The organism is Pseudomonas sp. UFMG81 (genome assembly GCF_015354575.1).
Taxonomy (GTDB): domain Bacteria; phylum Pseudomonadota; class Gammaproteobacteria; order Pseudomonadales; family Pseudomonadaceae; genus Aquipseudomonas.
The window spans coordinates 77,060-94,334 of the sequence record NZ_JACAFQ010000004.1; the positions used below are offsets into that span (position 1 = coordinate 77,060).

At 62.8% G+C, this 17,275-nt stretch carries 24 protein-coding genes and 2 tRNA genes; 11 read left to right on the top strand and 15 right to left on the bottom strand.

The window, feature by feature from the left end; genetic code table 11:
* Positions 1 to 226 precede the first annotated feature (226 nt).
* The 3 genes from IX761_RS04635 to IX761_RS04645 form a co-directional block, all read right to left on the bottom strand.
* The gene (locus IX761_RS04635) at positions 227 to 544 is read right to left on the bottom strand and encodes an SCP2 sterol-binding domain-containing protein (RefSeq protein ID WP_194788458.1); all 318 of its coding nucleotides are present in this window, start codon (positions 542 to 544) and stop codon (positions 227 to 229) included.
* Positions 545 to 598: 54 nt separating this feature from the next.
* Positions 599 to 1,312 (bottom strand): histidine phosphatase family protein, encoded by a 714-nt coding sequence (locus IX761_RS04640; protein ID WP_194788459.1) that lies wholly within the window; start codon positions 1,310 to 1,312, stop codon positions 599 to 601.
* 186 nt (positions 1,313 to 1,498) lie between these two features.
* Positions 1,499 to 1,723 carry a hypothetical protein gene (locus tag IX761_RS04645; protein WP_194788460.1) on the bottom strand — a complete coding sequence of 75 codons (225 nt, stop codon included), beginning with the start codon at positions 1,721 to 1,723 and terminating at the stop codon, positions 1,499 to 1,501.
* A gap of 207 nt (positions 1,724 to 1,930) precedes the next feature.
* Here IX761_RS04645 and sohB point away from each other — a divergent pair, with 207 nt between their 5' ends.
* Both sohB and IX761_RS04655 read left to right on the top strand, forming a co-directional pair.
* Positions 1,931 to 2,950 (top strand): protease SohB, encoded by a 1,020-nt coding sequence (gene sohB, locus IX761_RS04650; protein ID WP_194788461.1) that lies wholly within the window; start codon positions 1,931 to 1,933, stop codon positions 2,948 to 2,950.
* Positions 2,951 to 3,094: 144 nt separating this feature from the next.
* Positions 3,095 to 3,168: transfer RNA gene (locus IX761_RS04655), tRNA-Cys, on the top strand.
* Positions 3,169 to 3,342: 174 nt separating this feature from the next.
* Here the strand turns inward: IX761_RS04655 and IX761_RS04660 are convergent.
* Entirely contained in the window at positions 3,343 to 3,513 is a 171-nt protein-coding gene (locus IX761_RS04660; protein WP_194788462.1) for a hypothetical protein, read from the bottom strand.
* Between the two features lie 405 nt (positions 3,514 to 3,918).
* Here IX761_RS04660 and IX761_RS04665 point away from each other — a divergent pair, with 405 nt between their 5' ends.
* Both IX761_RS04665 and IX761_RS04670 read left to right on the top strand, forming a co-directional pair.
* The gene (locus tag IX761_RS04665; RefSeq protein WP_194788463.1) at positions 3,919 to 4,248 is read left to right on the top strand and encodes a hypothetical protein; all 330 of its coding nucleotides are present in this window, start codon (positions 3,919 to 3,921) and stop codon (positions 4,246 to 4,248) included.
* Positions 4,249 to 4,669: 421 nt separating this feature from the next.
* On the top strand, positions 4,670 to 4,858 hold the full coding sequence (locus IX761_RS04670; protein ID WP_194788464.1) for a hypothetical protein: 189 nt from the start codon (positions 4,670 to 4,672) through the stop codon (positions 4,856 to 4,858).
* A gap of 21 nt (positions 4,859 to 4,879) precedes the next feature.
* Here the strand turns inward: IX761_RS04670 and IX761_RS04675 are convergent, their stop codons facing one another.
* The 3 genes from IX761_RS04675 to IX761_RS04685 all read right to left on the bottom strand — a co-directional run bounded on the left by IX761_RS04675 (position 4,880) and on the right by IX761_RS04685 (position 5,789).
* Positions 4,880 to 5,293, bottom strand: a complete 414-nt coding sequence (locus IX761_RS04675) for a DoxX family protein (protein WP_194788465.1) — start codon at positions 5,291 to 5,293, stop codon at positions 4,880 to 4,882.
* Positions 5,294 to 5,399: 106 nt separating this feature from the next.
* Positions 5,400 to 5,484 (bottom strand) — tRNA-Leu (locus tag IX761_RS04680).
* A 92-nt stretch (positions 5,485 to 5,576) separates the two neighbouring features.
* Complete coding sequence (locus IX761_RS04685; protein ID WP_194788466.1) at positions 5,577 to 5,789, bottom strand: hypothetical protein; 213 nt, start codon at positions 5,787 to 5,789, stop codon at positions 5,577 to 5,579.
* A 109-nt stretch (positions 5,790 to 5,898) separates the two neighbouring features.
* Here IX761_RS04685 and IX761_RS04690 point away from each other — a divergent pair, with 109 nt between their 5' ends.
* The 4 genes from IX761_RS04690 to IX761_RS04705 all read left to right on the top strand — a co-directional run bounded on the left by IX761_RS04690 (position 5,899) and on the right by IX761_RS04705 (position 9,244).
* Complete coding sequence (locus IX761_RS04690) at positions 5,899 to 6,189, top strand: hypothetical protein (RefSeq protein ID WP_194788467.1); 291 nt, start codon at positions 5,899 to 5,901, stop codon at positions 6,187 to 6,189.
* Between the two features lie 80 nt (positions 6,190 to 6,269).
* Complete coding sequence (locus IX761_RS04695; RefSeq protein ID WP_228533230.1) at positions 6,270 to 7,427, top strand: two-component system sensor histidine kinase NtrB; 1,158 nt, start codon at positions 6,270 to 6,272, stop codon at positions 7,425 to 7,427.
* 6 nt (positions 7,428 to 7,433) lie between these two features.
* On the top strand, positions 7,434 to 8,879 hold the full coding sequence (locus IX761_RS04700) for an ATPase domain-containing protein (protein WP_194788468.1): 1,446 nt from the start codon (positions 7,434 to 7,436) through the stop codon (positions 8,877 to 8,879).
* Between the two features lie 11 nt (positions 8,880 to 8,890).
* Positions 8,891 to 9,244: a response regulator gene (locus IX761_RS04705; protein ID WP_194788469.1), complete on the top strand. Its 354-nt coding sequence runs from the start codon at positions 8,891 to 8,893 to the stop codon at positions 9,242 to 9,244.
* A 70-nt stretch (positions 9,245 to 9,314) separates the two neighbouring features.
* Here the strand turns inward: IX761_RS04705 and csrA are convergent, their stop codons facing one another.
* The 8 genes from csrA to IX761_RS04745 form a co-directional block, all read right to left on the bottom strand.
* Positions 9,315 to 9,512, bottom strand: a complete 198-nt coding sequence (gene csrA, locus IX761_RS04710; RefSeq protein WP_194788470.1) for a carbon storage regulator CsrA — start codon at positions 9,510 to 9,512, stop codon at positions 9,315 to 9,317.
* A gap of 248 nt (positions 9,513 to 9,760) precedes the next feature.
* Positions 9,761 to 10,774: a DNA topoisomerase IB gene (locus IX761_RS04715; protein ID WP_194788471.1), complete on the bottom strand. Its 1,014-nt coding sequence runs from the start codon at positions 10,772 to 10,774 to the stop codon at positions 9,761 to 9,763.
* Positions 10,775 to 10,830: 56 nt separating this feature from the next.
* Positions 10,831 to 11,922, bottom strand: coding sequence for a molybdenum ABC transporter ATP-binding protein (gene modC / locus IX761_RS04720; RefSeq protein WP_194788472.1), 1,092 nt, complete (start codon positions 11,920 to 11,922; stop codon positions 10,831 to 10,833).
* A gap of 1 nt (position 11,923) precedes the next feature.
* Complete coding sequence (gene modB, locus IX761_RS04725) at positions 11,924 to 12,604, bottom strand: molybdate ABC transporter permease subunit (protein ID WP_194788473.1); 681 nt, start codon at positions 12,602 to 12,604, stop codon at positions 11,924 to 11,926.
* Entirely contained in the window at positions 12,604 to 13,362 is a 759-nt protein-coding gene (gene modA, locus IX761_RS04730) for a molybdate ABC transporter substrate-binding protein (protein WP_194788474.1), read from the bottom strand. The genes modB and modA overlap by 1 nt, the downstream gene beginning before the upstream one ends.
* A gap of 98 nt (positions 13,363 to 13,460) precedes the next feature.
* Positions 13,461 to 14,531, bottom strand: a complete 1,071-nt coding sequence (locus IX761_RS04735) for an NAD(P)H-dependent flavin oxidoreductase (protein WP_194788475.1) — start codon at positions 14,529 to 14,531, stop codon at positions 13,461 to 13,463.
* Between the two features lie 25 nt (positions 14,532 to 14,556).
* On the bottom strand, positions 14,557 to 14,727 hold the full coding sequence (locus IX761_RS04740) for a hypothetical protein (protein WP_194788476.1): 171 nt from the start codon (positions 14,725 to 14,727) through the stop codon (positions 14,557 to 14,559).
* 4 nt (positions 14,728 to 14,731) lie between these two features.
* A complete protein-coding gene (locus IX761_RS04745; protein ID WP_008090281.1) occupies positions 14,732 to 15,034 on the bottom strand; it encodes a DUF1883 domain-containing protein in 303 nt (100 codons plus the stop codon).
* A 162-nt stretch (positions 15,035 to 15,196) separates the two neighbouring features.
* Between IX761_RS04745 and IX761_RS04750 the strand changes: the two genes are divergently transcribed.
* The 3 genes from IX761_RS04750 (at position 15,197) to IX761_RS04760 (ending at position 17,267) form a co-directional block, all read left to right on the top strand.
* Complete coding sequence (locus IX761_RS04750) at positions 15,197 to 15,559, top strand: hypothetical protein (protein ID WP_194788477.1); 363 nt, start codon at positions 15,197 to 15,199, stop codon at positions 15,557 to 15,559.
* A 146-nt stretch (positions 15,560 to 15,705) separates the two neighbouring features.
* On the top strand, positions 15,706 to 16,356 hold the full coding sequence (locus IX761_RS04755; protein WP_194788478.1) for a c-type cytochrome: 651 nt from the start codon (positions 15,706 to 15,708) through the stop codon (positions 16,354 to 16,356).
* Positions 16,353 to 17,267: a c-type cytochrome gene (locus IX761_RS04760; RefSeq protein ID WP_194788479.1), complete on the top strand. Its 915-nt coding sequence runs from the start codon at positions 16,353 to 16,355 to the stop codon at positions 17,265 to 17,267. Before IX761_RS04755 ends, IX761_RS04760 begins: the two co-directional genes overlap by 4 nt.
* Positions 17,268 to 17,275: the final 8 nt, after the last annotated feature.

A 17,275-nucleotide genomic window follows, 5' to 3' on the forward strand; every position in this document is an offset into this window, starting at 1 on the left:
CACTTGGTACAAGTGTGCCAGGCGCTTATTGGCCGGAGTGTTGCCGCACGATCACTGGCCCTGATGGCCCCTCTCATCTGCGGCCGTGCCACCACCCTGTGGGAGCCGGCTTGCCGGCGATGGGCTGCAGCGCAGGCCCCCAATGCATGCTCGGCCGGGCCGACGGCAAAAAAAAACCGAAGCGCATCAGGCTTCGGTTTTTTCATTGGCAATTGCGCCGCGCCAATCAGGCCGGGAACAGCTCGCTGAGCTTCATCGACAGCATCATGTCGCCTTCGACGCGCAGCTTGCCGCCCATGAAGGCCTGCATGCCATCGGTGTCACCGCTGACGATGCCTTTCAGCGTCTCGCTGTCCAGCACCAGGGTGCAGTTGGCGTCAGCGTTTTCGCCTTCCTGGATTTCGCAGGTGCCATCCTTGACCAGCAGCGCGTATTGCTTGTCTTCGTCGGTGATGTTGAAGCCGAACACCAGGTCCAGGCCTTCGGCAGCGGCTGGGTTGAATTTCGCTTTCATCGCCTCGACGGCTTTTGCTACATCGCTCATGGAGTATTCCTTATTTAGAGATATTCGCGTCCGCGAGGACACAACAGACCGGGCTCATCGGTAGGTGACGAGCTCCGGCAACCGCAACAGCCGCACATGGGCTTGGCTGTTGAAGGAAGCCAGTGTCACGTCGCGGCCTCGAAACTTCAGGTGGCTGAGCGACGTGTTGATGATTTGCCAGTTCAGGGTGAAGGCCTGCGCCGGTGTGATTCCGCTGACCAGGTGGAGCAGGGCGGCGATGGTGCCGCCGGAGGTGAACAGGGCGATGTTCTCGCCGCTGGCGGCGCTGTCGAGCAATCGACGCAAGCCATCGGCAACCCGGCCGGTGAACGACTGCCAGGTTTCCAGGTTGTCGTCGTGGGCGTGCTCGCCGTCGTGCCAGCGCTGCACCATCAGCGCGAACAGGCGCTGGAACTCACTGCGGTGCTGCGCACCATTGCGCAGGATGTGCCGGGCTTCGGGTTCGTCGGGCAGCAGGCCAGGGAGCAGGGCGCGGATCACACCGTCGGCGTCGAATTCGTTGAACGCGGCGTCGGTCTCGATGGCTGGGATCGGGCTGCCGCTGGCGTGCAGCGCTTGCAATGCCAGCCGGGCGGTGTCTTGTTGGCGGCGCAAGGTGCCGGCCACGCAGCGGTCCAGGCGCAGCCCCAGCTGGGCCAGATGCTCGCCCAGCGCCTGGCTCTGACGTTCGCCAACGGGCGAAAGCACGTCGTAGTCGGCGGCACCGAAGGAGGCTTGGCCATGTCGGATCAGGTAGAGGTTGCCCACGAGGAAGTCCGGCCCGGTTGAAGGTTGCTGCGAGGTTAGGATGCCCCGTGGGGGCTGTCAACGAAAAAACATACAAGCGTTTGAAAAGGTTGTTTGAACCGAGCAGTGGGCGTTTATCCTCGCTGTGTTGCGAGCGCAGTCTCTTGGGGCGCGCCGACTTCACCCCCCCTTACAGAGCCTGATAATTCAGTCAATGCAGGTCAGGTAAAGCTCTAGATCCTTGGGTAGTGCCAGCGAATAGGTTTGCTCGATAGCACTGATTTGCTCCCGTGTGAGTCGATAGTCGTAAAGGTACTGGCCGTCATCTGCCCACCCCATGATCGGCCCAAGGTCCGACAACACAGCACGAATGCTTTGTTCAAAGGTCGCAAAATCTTTTCCCTTTGGGACTCCCATAATGCTGAATTTCATGGCTCTACCTTTCTTGTTGGGTCTGCGTGTTTTTCATGGGGGCCTGGTTTGGCGCCTTGCCGGCTCCTGGTCTCTCTCGCCATTTTGGACGTTGGGTAAGGAGGCGGCGATCTGCTGTTACAACGTGTTAGAACTCTGCAGGAGCAGCGTTAGACACGACCTGCGAGATACCCCTAGAATGCCTTTTTTGAGCCTTATGGATGTCTTATGGAGTTTCTTGCCGAATACGCAAGCTTTCTCGCCAAAACCGCCACGCTGGTGATCGCCGTGCTGGTGGTGCTGTCGGCTATCGCCGGTCTGCGCGGCAAGGGGCGGCGCAAGCCGGGCGGGCAGTTGCAGGTCACCCGCCTCAACGAGTTCTACAAGGAACTGCGTGAGCGCCTGGAAGCTGGGCTGCTCGACAAAGGCGAGCTCAAGGCCCTGCGCAAGCAGCAGGCCAAAAGCGAGAAGCAGCAGAAGAAGAAAAAGCCGGAAGAGAAGGGCCGGGTGTTCGTGCTCGATTTCGACGGCGACATCAAAGCGTCGGCCACCGAGAGCCTGCGCAACGAGATTACCGCGTTGCTGACCCTGGCGACCCCGCGTGACGAAGTGGTGCTGCGCCTGGAAAGCGGTGGCGGCCTGGTGCACAGCTATGGTCTGGCAGCGTCGCAGCTGGCACGCATTCGTGAAGCGGGTATCCCGCTGACCATCTGCATCGACAAGGTTGCCGCCAGTGGCGGCTACATGATGGCCTGCATTGGCGAGAAGATCGTCAGCGCACCGTTCGCCGTGCTCGGCTCGATCGGCGTGGTGGCGCAGATGCCCAACGTCAATCGCCTGTTGAAAAAGCACGACATCGACTTCGAGGTGCTCACCGCCGGCGAGTACAAGCGCACCCTGACCGTGTTCGGCGAGAACACCGACAAGGGCCGGGAGAAGTTCCAGGAGGACCTGGACATCACCCACCAACTGTTCAAGGACTTCGTCGCTCGCTATCGGCCACAGCTGCATATCGACGAAGTCGCCACTGGCGAAGTGTGGTTGGGTATCGCTGCGCTGAATCGTCATCTGGTGGACGAGCTGGGTACCAGTGACGAGTACCTCAGCCAACGCGCCCGCGAGGCCAATGTGTTCCACCTGCGCTATGCCGAACGCAAGAGCTTGCAGGAACGCATCGGCGTGGCGGCCAGTGGGGCGGTGGAGAATACCTTGGTGGGCCTGTGGAGCAAACTCGGCCGCTTGCGCTAACACCTTGAACCCCTTGAAGATTTTTTTCTTGCAGGGGGTTGCAAGGTGAATCGAATGCCGACATAATGGCGTCCATCGAAACGCAGCTGACTTGAAAAAGCCCAGCGGTTTCAAGGAGATAGCGAAAGCTGACTCCGACTTTGAGGCCGAGTAGCAAAGTGGTTATGCTCCGGATTGCAAATCCGTCTACGCCGGTTCGATTCCGACCTCGGCCTCCACCATTCGAAAGCCCCGCAGATTAACGTCTGCGGGGCTTTTTCTTTGTGCGCTGAAAAGACCGCAGTCCCAAAACTTCGTCATTTGGAAGGCTTGGCGATGGCGTCGAAGCGCCTGTACTCACGGACTGACCCTCAAGTGGCCCTAAGCTCCAGCTCGGCCCGGCCAGCTGTTGATCACGCCTTCAAGCGCAGTTTCACTTCAGCCAGTTCGACGGGCTCTCGTTTCGGTGTCAGCCGTGCGCTTGCCATGTCATCACTGCAAGGCATCGCCAGCAGCCCACTTACCGGCAAGTGAACATGCAACTGCCGGCGACGTTGCTGGGTGATTTTCTGGATACGTCTCATGGGGCATACCTGGATTGGCGACTTCTTCCTAAAGCCAGGGGGCAAGACCCTCAGTAGGCGCTTGTTTGCGCAACAGGCGTAGCGGGCCCGACCAGTGGGCATGAGACAAGCAGGGCGGCTGAATGGAACGGGATTTGCTGTGACCCTGTAACACTGATCATGCGGGGTACGCAGACATGTTTCAGAATGACCTCTACTTCATGAGCATCGTCCTGGTTGCTGTGCTGGCTGTGGATGTGATGGCCGTTTTCGTTTTCTTGCAGTCTGGTGCCTGACCCCGGCTCTGGGTTGGGCCTTACCCCTGAAATGGGGAAATGCCAGGCGCATGGGTTGTTCTACTTTTGTGGATTGTTGCCCTGACGTGGCGATTGCTAGAATTCGTCAGCTCCCATGGATCAATTGCAAATGCCTAAACTTCCCATTTTCATCGGGCTGCTGATGGTTGCAGCCCTGGCGGGTTGCGCATCACCTGGCCAACCTACCGGCAGCAAGCTGACCAGCAAGTCGCCAGATGCCTACGCGGCGTGTGTGCTGCCCAAATGGCAGGCGCTGGCGCCGCTCGCCACGCAAAAGTCCATATCCAACGGTTATCGCCTCACTGCGCCCAGTGCGGTCGCCTCCGATGATGTGCTGGAGGTTGTGAAGTCTGGTGATGGCAGCCGAGCGACGTTCTACAAGGGCAGCTTCCTCACCACCGACCAATTGCGCAAAGCGGCCAGAGAGTGCCTCGATTGATGCAGTGAATCGCCGTGCGGCGGGTGTCGTTTGCCGCTGCCTCGAACATGCAGGCAAAAGAAAACCCGCCGAGGTGGCGGGTTGAACAGAACGTATCGAAGCCAGGCCAGTTTGCCCTCGTGAATGTCAGAATTTCGTGAAGGCCATGCTGATCCTGAACGCGTAAGCGTTACTGAATTTTTCTCAAGCCTACTCATCGGTCCTCCCCCTGTGGAATCACGCAGCGGCGCGCAAAGTTCCAGCCAATTGATCGGATGAACGAGGGTGCGAAAAAAAGCCCGCCAGTGGGGCGGGCAAGGACGTCTTGAAGGGAGAGCGTCTAGCTTGTCCCTTGTCGGTTAAGTCAGGGTTAACGGCCAGCGGCATTGACCACTGCCGTCGATCAGCCTATACAGGCGGCCTGCCGCTATTGGAGCCTGTGATGCACGAAGAAGACGATCTGCCCGAACCGGAACACGATCATCTGCTCGACCGTGAATTCCTCGATGACTACGACCCCGAGGCGGATGCCTACGGGGCGCTGGATGAAGTCGAGGAAGACGAAGCGACGCTGGACGATCTCGATGATGAGGACGATCCCCCCGCCTGGCTCGACGACCCCGACGATTGAGCTGTGGTGGCGAGCCCCTAGTCAACGTCGATCGACAGAGAACCGCCCGGGGCCGGAAACTGCCAGCGCCAGCAGCCCGCCGACGATGCTCAGGTTCTTCAGGAACTGGGTCATGTTGGCACTGCGCTCGGGGTCGACCATGTTCCAGAACGGGTGGCCGAGCAGGGCGGTGCCCAGCACGAACAGGGCGAACAGCAGGGCCAGTGGCCGCGTGTAGAAGCCCAGGATCAGCAGGATGGCGACGACGAACTCCATCAACACCGCGATGGCCGCTGCCAGCATCGGGGCGGGGGCGCCGAGCGAGGTCATGTAGCCGACCGTGCCGTCGAAGCCGGTCAGCTTGCTCCAGCCGGACAGCACGAACAGGATCATCAGCAGGATGCGGGCCAGCAGGAGGATGAAATCGCGTTGGCCTTCGAGCAGGGAATAGCGCATGGTGGGCGTTCCGATGGACGGTGACAGTTCCCACTCTAGCAGCTGCGTGGCGGATTTCCGGCGGGCATGAAAAAGGCGCCGCAAGGGCGCCTTCATCGATAGAAGATGGTGCGAGTGGCGGGACTCGAACCCGCAAGGCTCACGCCGACAGATTTTAAGTCTGCTGTGTATACCAATTCCACCACACTCGCACGCTTGATCGCCGTGCTGGACCGGGCAGCGGTCGGGCAATCAAGCGCGCTTTATAACCCGCTGTTATAGAAACGTCAACCAGTTCAAGGGTTTATGGCGAGATCGTACGGGCTATGTCGCGCATTTCGCACGCTGAGCCGCGCAGCTCCTCGACATGGCTGTCCATGGCCTGTGCATCGGCGTGATGGATCGAGTGGCGCAGGAACAGCGTGTGGCCGTCGAGTGCCTGGCACAGTGTGTCGATGTCCGTGGCATTGCGCAGCAGGTCATCTTGCAGGCTTTGCAAGCGATGATTCACTACCATGAGGTGTCATCCATGAGGGGTGGCGAGAAGCAGCGAACTATAGGCCAATTGACAGACCCATGTCATTGGGCCACCTTGGCGCCATTGGATCCAACCCTGTGAGCTTGCCATGCCTCGGTCTACTTCGGACTTGCCCGCCGCGCCTGGGCGTACTGTGCGCCCTAAGCTGTTCTGGCGCCTGATATTGCTGCAGGTGTGCCTGCTGGGGGCGTTCCTCTATGTCAGTCTGCTGGCCTTGGGCGGTTATCTGCTGATGCTGGGGCTGGACGAACTGCGGCCCGAGCCGCAACGGTACACGGCGTTGGGAGGTGGAGCGCTGATCCTGCTGGTGAGCCTGTGGCTGTTTAAAGCGGCAATCCCCCGACGGCTGACGCCGAGCTTGCCAGCGGGCGATCACTGACGGTCGTCGCATAAGTTCGGGTGCCGTCAGCAGTTTTGGCTACGCTCAATATGTCCTTTCGCGGTGCTCGTGGAGTTCGCATGATTGCAACGGACCAGCCCGCCACTTCCGTGATGCCCGAAGCACGCTATGAACAGCTGGTTCAGGCGGTGGTCGACTACGCCATCTACATGCTCGATCCGACGGGGCATGTGGTGTCGTGGAACGCGGGAGCCCAGCGGATCAAGGGGTATCGCGCCGACGAGGTCATAGGGCGGCATTTTTCCCTGTTCTTCACCGCCGAAGACTGCGCCCAAGGGAGGCCCGAACGCCTGTTGCTTCAAGCCCTCGAGCAAGGCGTGGCGCAGGATGAGGGGTGGCGGGTACGCAAGGACGGCACGCAGTTCTGGGCACTGGCGGCGCTGGATGTGATTCGCGACGAGCAAGGCCGGATAATCGGCTTGGCCAAGGTGACTCGCGACATCACGGACCGGCGCGATTCCGCGCTGCAGCTCGATGCCATGCGCGCGCAACTGTTCCAGGCGCAAAAGCTCGAGGCGCTGGGGCAACTCTCCGGCGGCCTGGCCCATGATTTCAACAATCTGCTGACCATCATCCTCAGTTCCGCGCGGCTGGCCCTCACCAGCCAGGACCCGGAACGCATCCGGCGCATGCTCGAGCATATCGTCGATGCCGGCCAGCGAGGTACGCAACTGACCCAGCAATTGCTCAGCTTTGCCCGGCATCGGCAGTTGAATGTCGCCCGCATCGCCCCGGTGGACGTGGTCGCCTCGACCCGCAGCCTGATGGAGCATGCGCTGCCCCAGGGTATCGAGTTGGTCGAACAGCTACAGGCAAACCTGCCGGCGATCGAGGTGGATGCCGGACAGCTGCAAATGGTCCTGCTCAACCTCATGTTCAATGCCCGCGATGCCATCGAGGGGCAAGGGCGTATCAGCCTGGTGATCGAATGCATGCAACTGGTCGGTGAGATCGAGGGCTTGCAAGGCCGTTTCGTGCGCTTCGATGTCCAGGATGATGGGCAGGGTATCGATCCGCAGGTGATGCCACGCATCTTCGAGCCATTCTTCACCACCAAGCCGTTCGGCAAGGGCACTGGCCTTGGGCTCAGCCAGGCCTATGGTTTCGCCCGGCAGAGCAATGGTGCCATTCGCGTCGCCAGTGCGTCGGGCAAAGGGACCTGCATCAGCCTGTACCTGCCGGCCTGCCCCGAAGACCAACCGTTGACAGACAGGTAATGCATCATGGCTGAGCAACTCAAGCGACTGGCCACCGGTATTGACGGGCTGGATGCCCTGCTCAAGGGCGGGCTGGTGGCGGGCGCCTCCTACATCGTCCAGGGGCACCCGGGGGCGGGCAAGACCATCCTGGCCAATCAATTGGCCTGCAACCATGTGCGTGATGGCGGTCGGGTGCTGGTGGCGACGCTGCTCAGCGAGTCCCATGAGCGGCTGTTCCAGTACTTGTCGACGCTGACCTTCTTCGACCCCTCGCTGGTGGGCGACAGTATCCAGTTCGTCAGCGCCTTCGACACCCTCGAGCAGGAAGGGCTCGATGCCGTGGTACGCCTGTTGCGCCAGGAAATCGGCCGCCAGCAGGCCAGCCTGCTGATCGTCGACGGCCTGCTCAACGCGCGCTCACGGGCTGAAACCAGCCTCGACACCAAGAAGTTCGTCTCTGAATTGCAGGGCCATGCTGCTTTCGCCGGGTGCACCGTGCTGTTGCTGACCAGCGCGCGGCTGGAGGAGGGCAGCCCCGAGCACACCATGGTCGATGGTGTGCTCGAGTTGAGCGAACAACTGGTGGGCAGTGTGGCGGTACGCCACGTGCAGCTGTGCAAGACGCGTGGCAGCGGCGCGCTGTCGGGGCGTCACGAATGCCTGATCAGCGAGGCCGGGTTGCAGGTTTTCCCGCGCCTGGAGTCGCTCTATGGCCACCCCAGTCAGGCGGGGCCCCAGGTGCTGGGCAAGGTTACGACCGGCGTTGCCGAATTGGACGCATTGCTTGGCGGTGGCCTGGCCGAAGGTTCCACAACCCTGTTGATGGGCCCTTCGGGGGTTGGCAAGACGTCGCTGGGCATTGCATTTCTGACCGCCGCCGATGCCAGCGCGCCTGGCTTGCACTTTGGTTTCTACGAGACCCCGGCGCGCCTGCGCGTGAAAGCGGCTGCGCTGGGCTATGACCTGGCCGGGCGAGAGCATTGCGAAGTGCTGCAACTGAGCTGGCAGCCGACCACCGAGGGCCTGCTCGATCAGGTAGGCGCACGTTTGCTGGAGCAAGTGCGGGCGCTGGACGCCAAACGCGTGGTGATCGACAGCCTGGGGGCGTTCGGGCGGCTGGCGCTGGAACCTGCACGCCTGAATGCATTTTTCCGCGCCCTGACTGGCGAGTTGCGCGCGCGCGGCGTGACGGCGCTGTTGAGTTGGGAGATGCGTGACATCTTCGGGGCGGAGATCACGGCGCCGGCACCTGATCTGTCGGGCATCGTCGACAACCTGGTGCTGCTGCGCTTCGCCGAACTCGATGCCCAGTTGCACCGTGTGCTGTCAATCGTCAAGGTGCGTGACAGCGACCATGACCCCGCCTTGCAGGCATTGCGCCTTGGGCCGGGTGGCATCACCCTGAGGCGGGCGTTCGACGGCGCCAGCGGCGTGCTCAGTGGGACGGCCACCACGCCGGGGGATCGCTGACGGGCTAAGCGATGAACACTATCCTGATCGTCGATGACGAGTACCTCATAGCCGATATCCTGGGTTTTGCCCTGGAAGACGAAGGGTACCTGGTGGAGAAGGCCAGCAACGGGGTCAAGGCGTTGGAAGCCCTGAAAGAAAAACGCGTGGAACTGGTGATCACCGACTACATGATGCCGCTGAAGAACGGCGAAGAGCTGGTGCGGGCGATCCGCGAAGAACTGCTGTTACCGGACCTGCCGGTGATCCTCATGAGTGGAGCGCAGGCCAGCCAAGGCCGTCCGGAGCTGTTCGCTGCGGTATTCGACAAACCGTTCGACATGGACAGAATGATCGCCAAGGTGCGCGAACTGCTGGGCACTTGAGGCCAATGAGGGCACCCCGCGTCGGCGGGCAGTCGATCAGGCGCGTCCGTGCGGCTTGATGCGTGTGTCGTCAGTGTTGCTCGTTGTCTTTCTCCGGGGCCGGGTTGCCTGCCTGGATCCGTTTGAAAATCTCTTCACGGTGCACCTGGACATCCTTCGGTGCATCGATGCCGATCCTCACTTGCATCCCCTTGACGCCCAGAATGGTGACTTTGATGTCATCGTTGATCACGATGCTTTCGCCGACCTTGCGGGTGAGTATCAGCATGTAGTTCTCCTTGGTATAGAAAAAACCGCCGGGTCATTTACCACAACGGTGGGAGCTTGTCCCTCTTCCTTCTCATTAAAGACGCTTTCGGCGCAGAGTAATTCCCTTGGCGGAAATTTCTCTGTATCTCTAGTTGCAGGTGCCTGCAGCCACGTGCTGTCGGTGCTGGCGAAGGTGCTCGGTGGCAAGGATAGGGTGGTTGGCGCGATATGGGAAATTTCCTTGTTTGATAAGTGAAATAGTTCATCTCAATGATCGTCCAGGGTGCGCAGGAAGTTGAGCAAGGCCACTTCCTCGGCTTCCAGCCCCTTGCGCTGGCGTGCGCGAGGTAGTTCGGCCAAGCGCCCGCACTGGAAATGCTCCAGCAAGGCCGGGTGGATATAGCAGCGCCGGCACACGGCCGGGGTATTGCCCAAGCGCGTGGCGACCTGGCGCACGATGCCGGCGAGCTGGCGCCGGGCCTCGTGGTCCGGCTCCCAGGGCAGCGGCCTGAGCAGGCTCAGCGCCAGGCTGCTGCCGGCCCAGGTGCGATAGTCCTTGGCGGTGAAGTCGGCGCCGGTCAACTGCTGGAGGAACTGGTTGATTTCGGTTGAGCCGATGCCGTGGCGCTGGCCGTCGGCGTCGAGGTACTGGAACAGCGCCTGGCCGGGCAACTCCATGCAGCGCTTGAGCAGATTGGCCAAGCGCCTGTCGCGCACGGTCACGTCATGTTCCACGCCACGCTTGCCGCGAAACTGAAAGCGGATGCTGCTCCCGCGGACGTGCACATGGCGGTTCCTCAGCGTGGTCAACCCGTAGGAGCGGTTGTCGCGCAGGTACTGGCGGTTGCCGATACGAATCAGCGTATGGTCGAGCAGGCTTATCACCAGCGCCATGACTTTTTCCCGGTCCAGCCCCGGCCGTGCCAGGTGCGCCTCCAGTTGCCGACGCAAGCGCGGCAGGGTTTCGGCGAAGGCCAGCATGCGCCCGTACTTGTGCCCATCGCGCAGCTCGCGCCATTGCGCGTGATAGCGATACTGCTTGCGCCCCCGGGCATCGCGGCCGGTGGCTTGCAGGTGGCCGTGCGGATCAGCGCAGATCCACACCTCGGTGTAGGCCGGGGGGATCACCAGGGCTTTGATACGCGCCAAGGTCTCGGCATCGCGCACCCGCAGGCCCTGGGCATCGTAGTAATGGAAACGTTCGCCCCGACGGCGTCGGCTCAGGCCGGGCTGGGTGTCGTCGACATAATGCAGCGACTCAGGCAGTGGGCAGTCGGACATCGGCACGCTCCAACGGGCGGTCATGCTGCTATGGACAGCTGACAGCCGCAGGTTGCTCAGCCGAGCAGCGCCACCGCCTTGATCTGCGCCCACAACTGCTGCCCAGGGCGCACGTCGAGCTGCTCCGCCGAGTAGCGGGTGATACGCGCCAGCAAGGCGTTGCCGCCGGCATCCAGGCTGACCAGCATGTGTGCCGGGTTGTCCGCCGGGCGGCACTCGCGCACCTGCACCGGCAGGCGATTGAGGATGCTCGAGGCGCTGTCGATGCCCGCTGCCAGGCTCACATCCCTGGCCTGTACCTTGAGCCGCAGGGTGCTGCCCATGTGCAGGGCAGGGTGGGCGATGCGCAGCAACGGACCTTCGCCGCCGGGCAGGCGCAGGTCGAACAGTTGGTAGTGCGGGTCGTGGCCGACCACCACGCCTTCGAGCACCACGCCGGCATCCTCGCTCTGGGCCAGGGACAGGTCCAGGCGGGCCAGGGTCTGGCCGATCGGCCCGCTGGCCAGGGCTTTGCCCTGTTCCAGCAGTACCAGGTGGTCAGCCAGGCGCGCCACTTCGTCCTGTGCATGGCTGACGTAGATCAGCGGGATGTCCAGTTCGTCGTGCAGGCGTTCGAGGTAGGGCAGAATCTCGCGCTTGCGCGCGCTGTCCAGTGCCGCCAGCGGTTCGTCCATCAACAGCAGGCGCGGGCTGCTGAGCAATGCCCGGGCGATGCCGACCCGCTGCGCCTCGCCGCCGGACAAGGTGGTGGGCTTGCGCTCGAGCAGGTGGCCGATACCCAGCAACTGGCAGGCTTGCTCCTGGCCGATCTTGCGCTGGCTGGGGGCGATGCGGCGCCAGCCGAATTCCAGGTTGCCGCGTACCGACAAGTGCGGGAACAGGCTGGCCTCCTGGAACACATACCCCACCGGACGTTTGTGCGGGGCGATGAAGTGACCGCGCGCGCTGTCCTCCCAGACCTCGCCATTGACCTCGATATAGGCGCTGTCGGCACGCTCCAGCCCGGCAAGGCAACGCAGGCAGGAGGTCTTGCCGGAGCCGGAGTGGCCGAACAACGCACTGATGCCACGCCCTGGCAATTGCAGGTCGACATCCAGGGTGAAGTCGTCGCGTTTGAGCTTCAGGCGCGCTTGAATCGATCGGCTCATCTCAGCTCCAGCCACCTTTGTCGCGGCGGCCGGCGTAGAGCATCAGCAGCACCAGGAAGGAGAACACCAGCATGGCCCCGGCCAGCCAGTGGGCCTGCGCGTATTCCATGGCCTCGACGTGATCGAAGATCTGTACTGAAACCACGCGGGTCTTGTCGGGGATATTGCCACCGATCATCAGCACCACGCCGAACTCGCCCACGGTGTGGGCAAAGCCAAGGATGCTGGCGGTGATGAAGCCAGGCCTGGCCAAGGGCAGCACCACATGCACGAAGGTGTCCCAAGGGCTGGCGCGCAATGTCGCGGCCACCTCCAGCGGGCGCTGGCCGATGGCGCTGAAGGCGTTCTGCAGCGGCTGCACCACGAACGGCATGGAATACACCACCGAGCCGATCACCAGGCCGGTGAAGCTGAACACCACGCTGCCCAGGCCCAGGGCCTGGGTGGCCTGGCCGATCCAGCCGTGCGGGCCGAGGGCCAGCAACAGGTAGAAACCGATCACCGTCGGTGGCAGCACCAATGGCAAGGCCACCACCGCGCCAATCGGCCCACGCAGCCAGGAGCGGGTGCGCGCCAGCCACCAGGCGATGGGCGTGCCCACCAGCAGGAGGATGACGGTGGTCAGGCTGGCCAGTTTGAAGGTCAGCCAGATCGCACCCAGGTCACTGGCGTCCAGCGGCATCAGATTTCATAACCGTAGGACTTGATCACCGCAGCAGCCTTCGGGCCTTTGAGGTAGTCAACCAGTGCCTTGGCTGCCGGGTTGTCCTTGCCTTTTTCGAGGATGACCGCGTCCTGGCGAATCGGCTCGTGCAGCTCGGCCGGCACGATCCACGCCGAGCCTTCGCTGACCTTGCCATCCTTGTAGATCTGCGACAGGGCGACGAAGCCCAGTTCGGCATTGCCGGTGGAGACGAACTGGAAGGCCTGGGTGATGTTCTGGCCTTCGACGATCTTGGCCTTGGTGGCTTCGGTCAGCTTCAGCTTGTCCAGCACCTGTGTGGCGGCCAGGCCGTAGGGCGCGGCTTTCGGGTTGGCGATGGACAGGTGCTTGAAGTCGTTATTCTTCAACACCTCGCCCTTGGCGTCGACATACCCAGGCTTGGCCGACCACAGCGCCAGGGTGCCGATGGCGTAGGTGAAGCGCGAGCCGGGGACGATCTGCTTTTCCTGCTCCAGCTTGGCCGGGGTGCTGTCGTCGGCGGCGAGGAACACTTCGAATGGCGCACCGTTCTTGATCTGCGCGTAGAACTGGCCGGTGGCACCGTAGGCGGCCACCAGCTTGTGGCCGGTGTCCTTCTCGAAGTCCTTGGCAATGGCCTGGATAGGTGCGGTGAAGTTGGCCGCCACGGCGACCTGGACTTCATCGGCCAGGGCACTGTTGACGAAAATCAGGCTGGCCAGGGCGCTGACGGCCAGGTGGGACAGACGAATACGCATGCAGACGGCTCCTACGGAGAGTGGGTTATCGTTATGTGGTTGACTATATAGCGATAAGCCATCCGTCGGGAAGAGCGGATAGGACAATTTCTTGAACGTTAAGTCAACTTTTTCAATGCCTTGTCGGCGATGGCCCGCGTCAACTCGCCGGCTGGCATTGGTCGTCCAAGGCGCAGCGCTTGGCCCGACCACAGGTTGCTGAAGTCAGGGCGGCCTTGTGCCTCGGTGATCGCCCGCAGCGGCATCAAGGCACCGCCGGCCAGGGGGAAGCGCGGGGCAAGGGCGCTCATCGGCCCCAGCTCGCGCATGATGCGGTTGTTGATGCCGCGGGCCGGGCGCCCGGTGAACAGGTTGGTCAGCGCGGTATCGCTGGCCGGGGCGCTGTCCAGGGCGTGGCGGTGGGCGGCGGAGACTTTCGCCTCTGGGCAGAACAGGTAGGCGGTGCCAATCTGCACCGCCGAGGCGCCCAGGGCGAGCGCGGCGACCAGGCCGCGGTGGTCGGCGATGCCGCCGGCGGCGATCACCGGCACTTTCACGGCGTCGGCAATCTGCGGCACCAGGGCGAAGGTGCCGATCTGGCTGGTGATATCGTCGCTGAGGAACATGCCGCGATGACCGCCGGCTTCATAGCCCATGGCGATGATCGCGTCGCAGCCATGCTGCTCCAGCCACACCGCTTCTTCGACCGTGGTGGCGCTGGACAGTACCTTGGCGCCGCTGGCCTTGACCCGCTGCTGCAAGTGCGGCGCAGGCAGGCCGAAGTGGAAACTGACCACTTCCGGGCGCAGTTCCTCCACCAGCTGGCAGCTGAGCTCGTCGAACGGCGCGCGATTGGACACCGGCGTGGGCGCGTGGAAGTCGGCACCGACTTCGTCGTAGTAGGGTTTGAGCGCCTGCTTCCAGCGGTTATCGCGCTCGGGGTCGGGCGCGGGTGGCTGGTGGCAGAAGAAGTTCAGGTTGAGCGGGCCTTGGCAATCGGCGCGAAAGGCCGCGATCTCGGCGCGCAGCTGTTCGCCGGTGAGCATGGCGCAGGGCAGGGCGCCCAGGCCGCCGGCATTGCCTACGGCAATGGCCATGGCCGAGCCGCTGGCGCCGGCCATGGGCGCCTGCAGAATCGGCACGTCGATGTTCAGCAGATCGAGGATGCGGCGGTCTTGCCAGGTGCTCATGGGCGACTCCTTGAGTGCGGCGGGTTTACAGGGCCTTGCTGACCTGGATATCGCTGATCTTGTCGGCGTCATCGCCGTGGATCTTGCGCAGCGCTTGCTGGGCTTGCTCCAGCGAGTCGTCGGGCAGTTGGGCGAAATCCCAGCGGCGCTGGCCGTCGAGCTTGTACTTGATCACGTACTTGATGGTCTGGGTCATGCTGTTATCCGAGTTTCGACGAGGAGCGGCGAATGATCTTGATCTTGTGGGTCAGGGTCGGCTTGCGCGTCACCGAGATCGGGCGCGTGGTCACCGTGTCGATGGTGATGTTCCAGAAACCGGTGCTGGGCACGGTGATCTTGGCTGGGAAACGCTCGAAGTGGCCACCGTGGTAGGTGTGCCGGCCGCCATTCTTGAAGCTGCGGAAGTTGGCGTCGTTCATCAGGCGGATGTTGCAGCGCTGGGAGCACTCGATGACGACGATGTCGTCCTCGTTCAGGTGCTCGCGCTGGTGTACGAATTTCATGGGGTGCTCCGCAAGGATTGGTTCAGCAAAGGCGAACGATATCACGATGTGGTCTTGGACTTGAGCACCGGCGGCGGCGGGTGGTGATATTTCTGCCAGAGCGCGGAGCAAATCCGCCCGGCTGTGGTCAGAGGATGACTTTGCAGTGAGGAGATGGCGGGCATGAAATGGCTGGTAGCGGCGTTGCCGCTGGTGTTGGGGGGCTGCGTCAGCGTGACGGAGCTGGAGCAATCCCATGCAACGATGGATGTGATGTCCGGCAAGTCGCCGCGTGAGTACGCCGATTGCGTCAAGCACAGGCTCGACGACAGCCGCGATCCCTTGCAGGAACAAGCCCTGGGCGACCATGGCCTGCGCCTGATCGTGCCACAGAAGCTGTCGGCCGGCGCCGGCCCCGCAGCGTTACTGGATATCGACAAGCGCGGCAGTGGCAGCTCGATCAAGGTCTACGAGCGGCTGAACAACTTCCCGTTGCGCCTGGGCGATGTGCGCACGGCTGCGACCGAGTGCATCTCCGGTGCTTGATCCAGCGCAGTAAATGAGCGATTAGCGGGCGGATTGCCTGTTTCCTTCCCGGCGGCACGTTGTCGCATACCGGGGATTGGCCCTAGTATTTCTGGGGCTTATGTCGTTTGAGCCTAAGCTTATAACAAGGAAATGGAGCATCCGTGATGAAACCCTTGAGTCGTGTCTTGATCGGCGGCCTGCTGATCCTGGCCTGGCCCTCGGCGCATGCCGTCGACGGTCAGAAGATCTTCACCCAGGGCGGGCAGAACCCCGCCGCCATGGCTTGCCTGGGCTGCCATGGGCCGGATGGCAAAGGCATTGCCGCCGCCGGTTTTCCGCGGCTGGCCGGTTTGCCCGCCGGCTATCTCGCCAAGCAGCTACGGGATTTCCGCGAGGGCGACCGTCGCCAGGCGGTGATGGAGCCGCTGGCCAAGGCATTGGACGATGCGGAAATCGACGCCGTCAGCCACTACCTGGCCACGCTTGCCGCCGATGGCGCGCCCGACCTGCGCCGGCAGCAGATCGCCCCGGACGCAACGACACGCCTGGCACTGTACGGCGACTGGAGCCGGCAGATCCCAGGTTGCGTGCAGTGCCATGGCCCGGGCGGTAGCGGTGTCGGTGAGCACTTCCCACCCCTGGCTGGCCAGCCAGCCACCTATCTGGCAGCCCAGCTCAATGCCTGGCGCGATGGCAGCCGGCGCAATGACCCCAACCAGCTGATGGTCAACGTGGCCAAGGCCATGACCGACGCCGAGGTCAAGGCGATTGCCGAATACTTCGCCCAGCAGGGCAGCCAGGAGGCCAAGCCATGAACACCCTGATCCCGACCCTGCTGTTACTGACCTTGGGCAATGCCCAGGCCGCGCCGATCGCCATGGAAGACCAGTCTCAACTCAAGGTGCCGGGCGCCCAGGCCGCGCCGCAGTTCGCGCCACCCGCCGAGAGCGCCATCCCCGACAACGCCTACGGCAGGATGGTCCGCGAGGGGCATGCGCTGTTCGTCGATACCCGCCGGTTGATGCCAGACGCCGTGGGCAACGGCCTGAACTGCAGCAACTGCCACCTCGACCAGGGCCGTATGGCCCACTCCGCGCCACTGTGGGGCGCCTACCCAATGTACCCGGCCTATCGCAAGAAGAATGACAAGGTGAATACCTTCGCCGAGCGCATCCAGGGCTGTTTCCAGTTCAGCATGAACGGCAAGCCGCCAGCGGCCGACAGCCCGCAGATGACTGCGCTCAGCGTTTACGCCTACTGGCTGTCGACCCAGGCCCCGACAGGTGTGGAGATCGCCGGGCGCGGCTACCCCGAGGTCGCCCAGCCGGCCGGTGGCTATGACTTCAAGCGTGGCCAGCAGGTGTACCGCGAGCAGTGCGCGATCTGCCACGGCGACAATGGCGAAGGGCAGCAGGTCGCCGGCGAATACGTGATGCCGCCACTGTGGGGCAAGGATTCGTACAACTGGGGCGCTGGCATGCACCGCATCAACACCGCGGCCTCGTTCATCAAGTACAACATGCCCCTGGGCAAGCCTGGCAGCCTCAGCGACCAGCAGGCCTGGGACGTGGCCGCGTGGATCAACCGGCACGAGCGACCGCAGGATCCGCGGCTGGTGGAGGGCTCGATCGAGAAGACCCGGTTGAAGTTCCATGCCAATGACGGCGTCAACCTCTACGGGCAGCAGGTCGAGGGGGTGTTGGTGGGGCAAGGGACTGGCGGTTGAATGCGGGG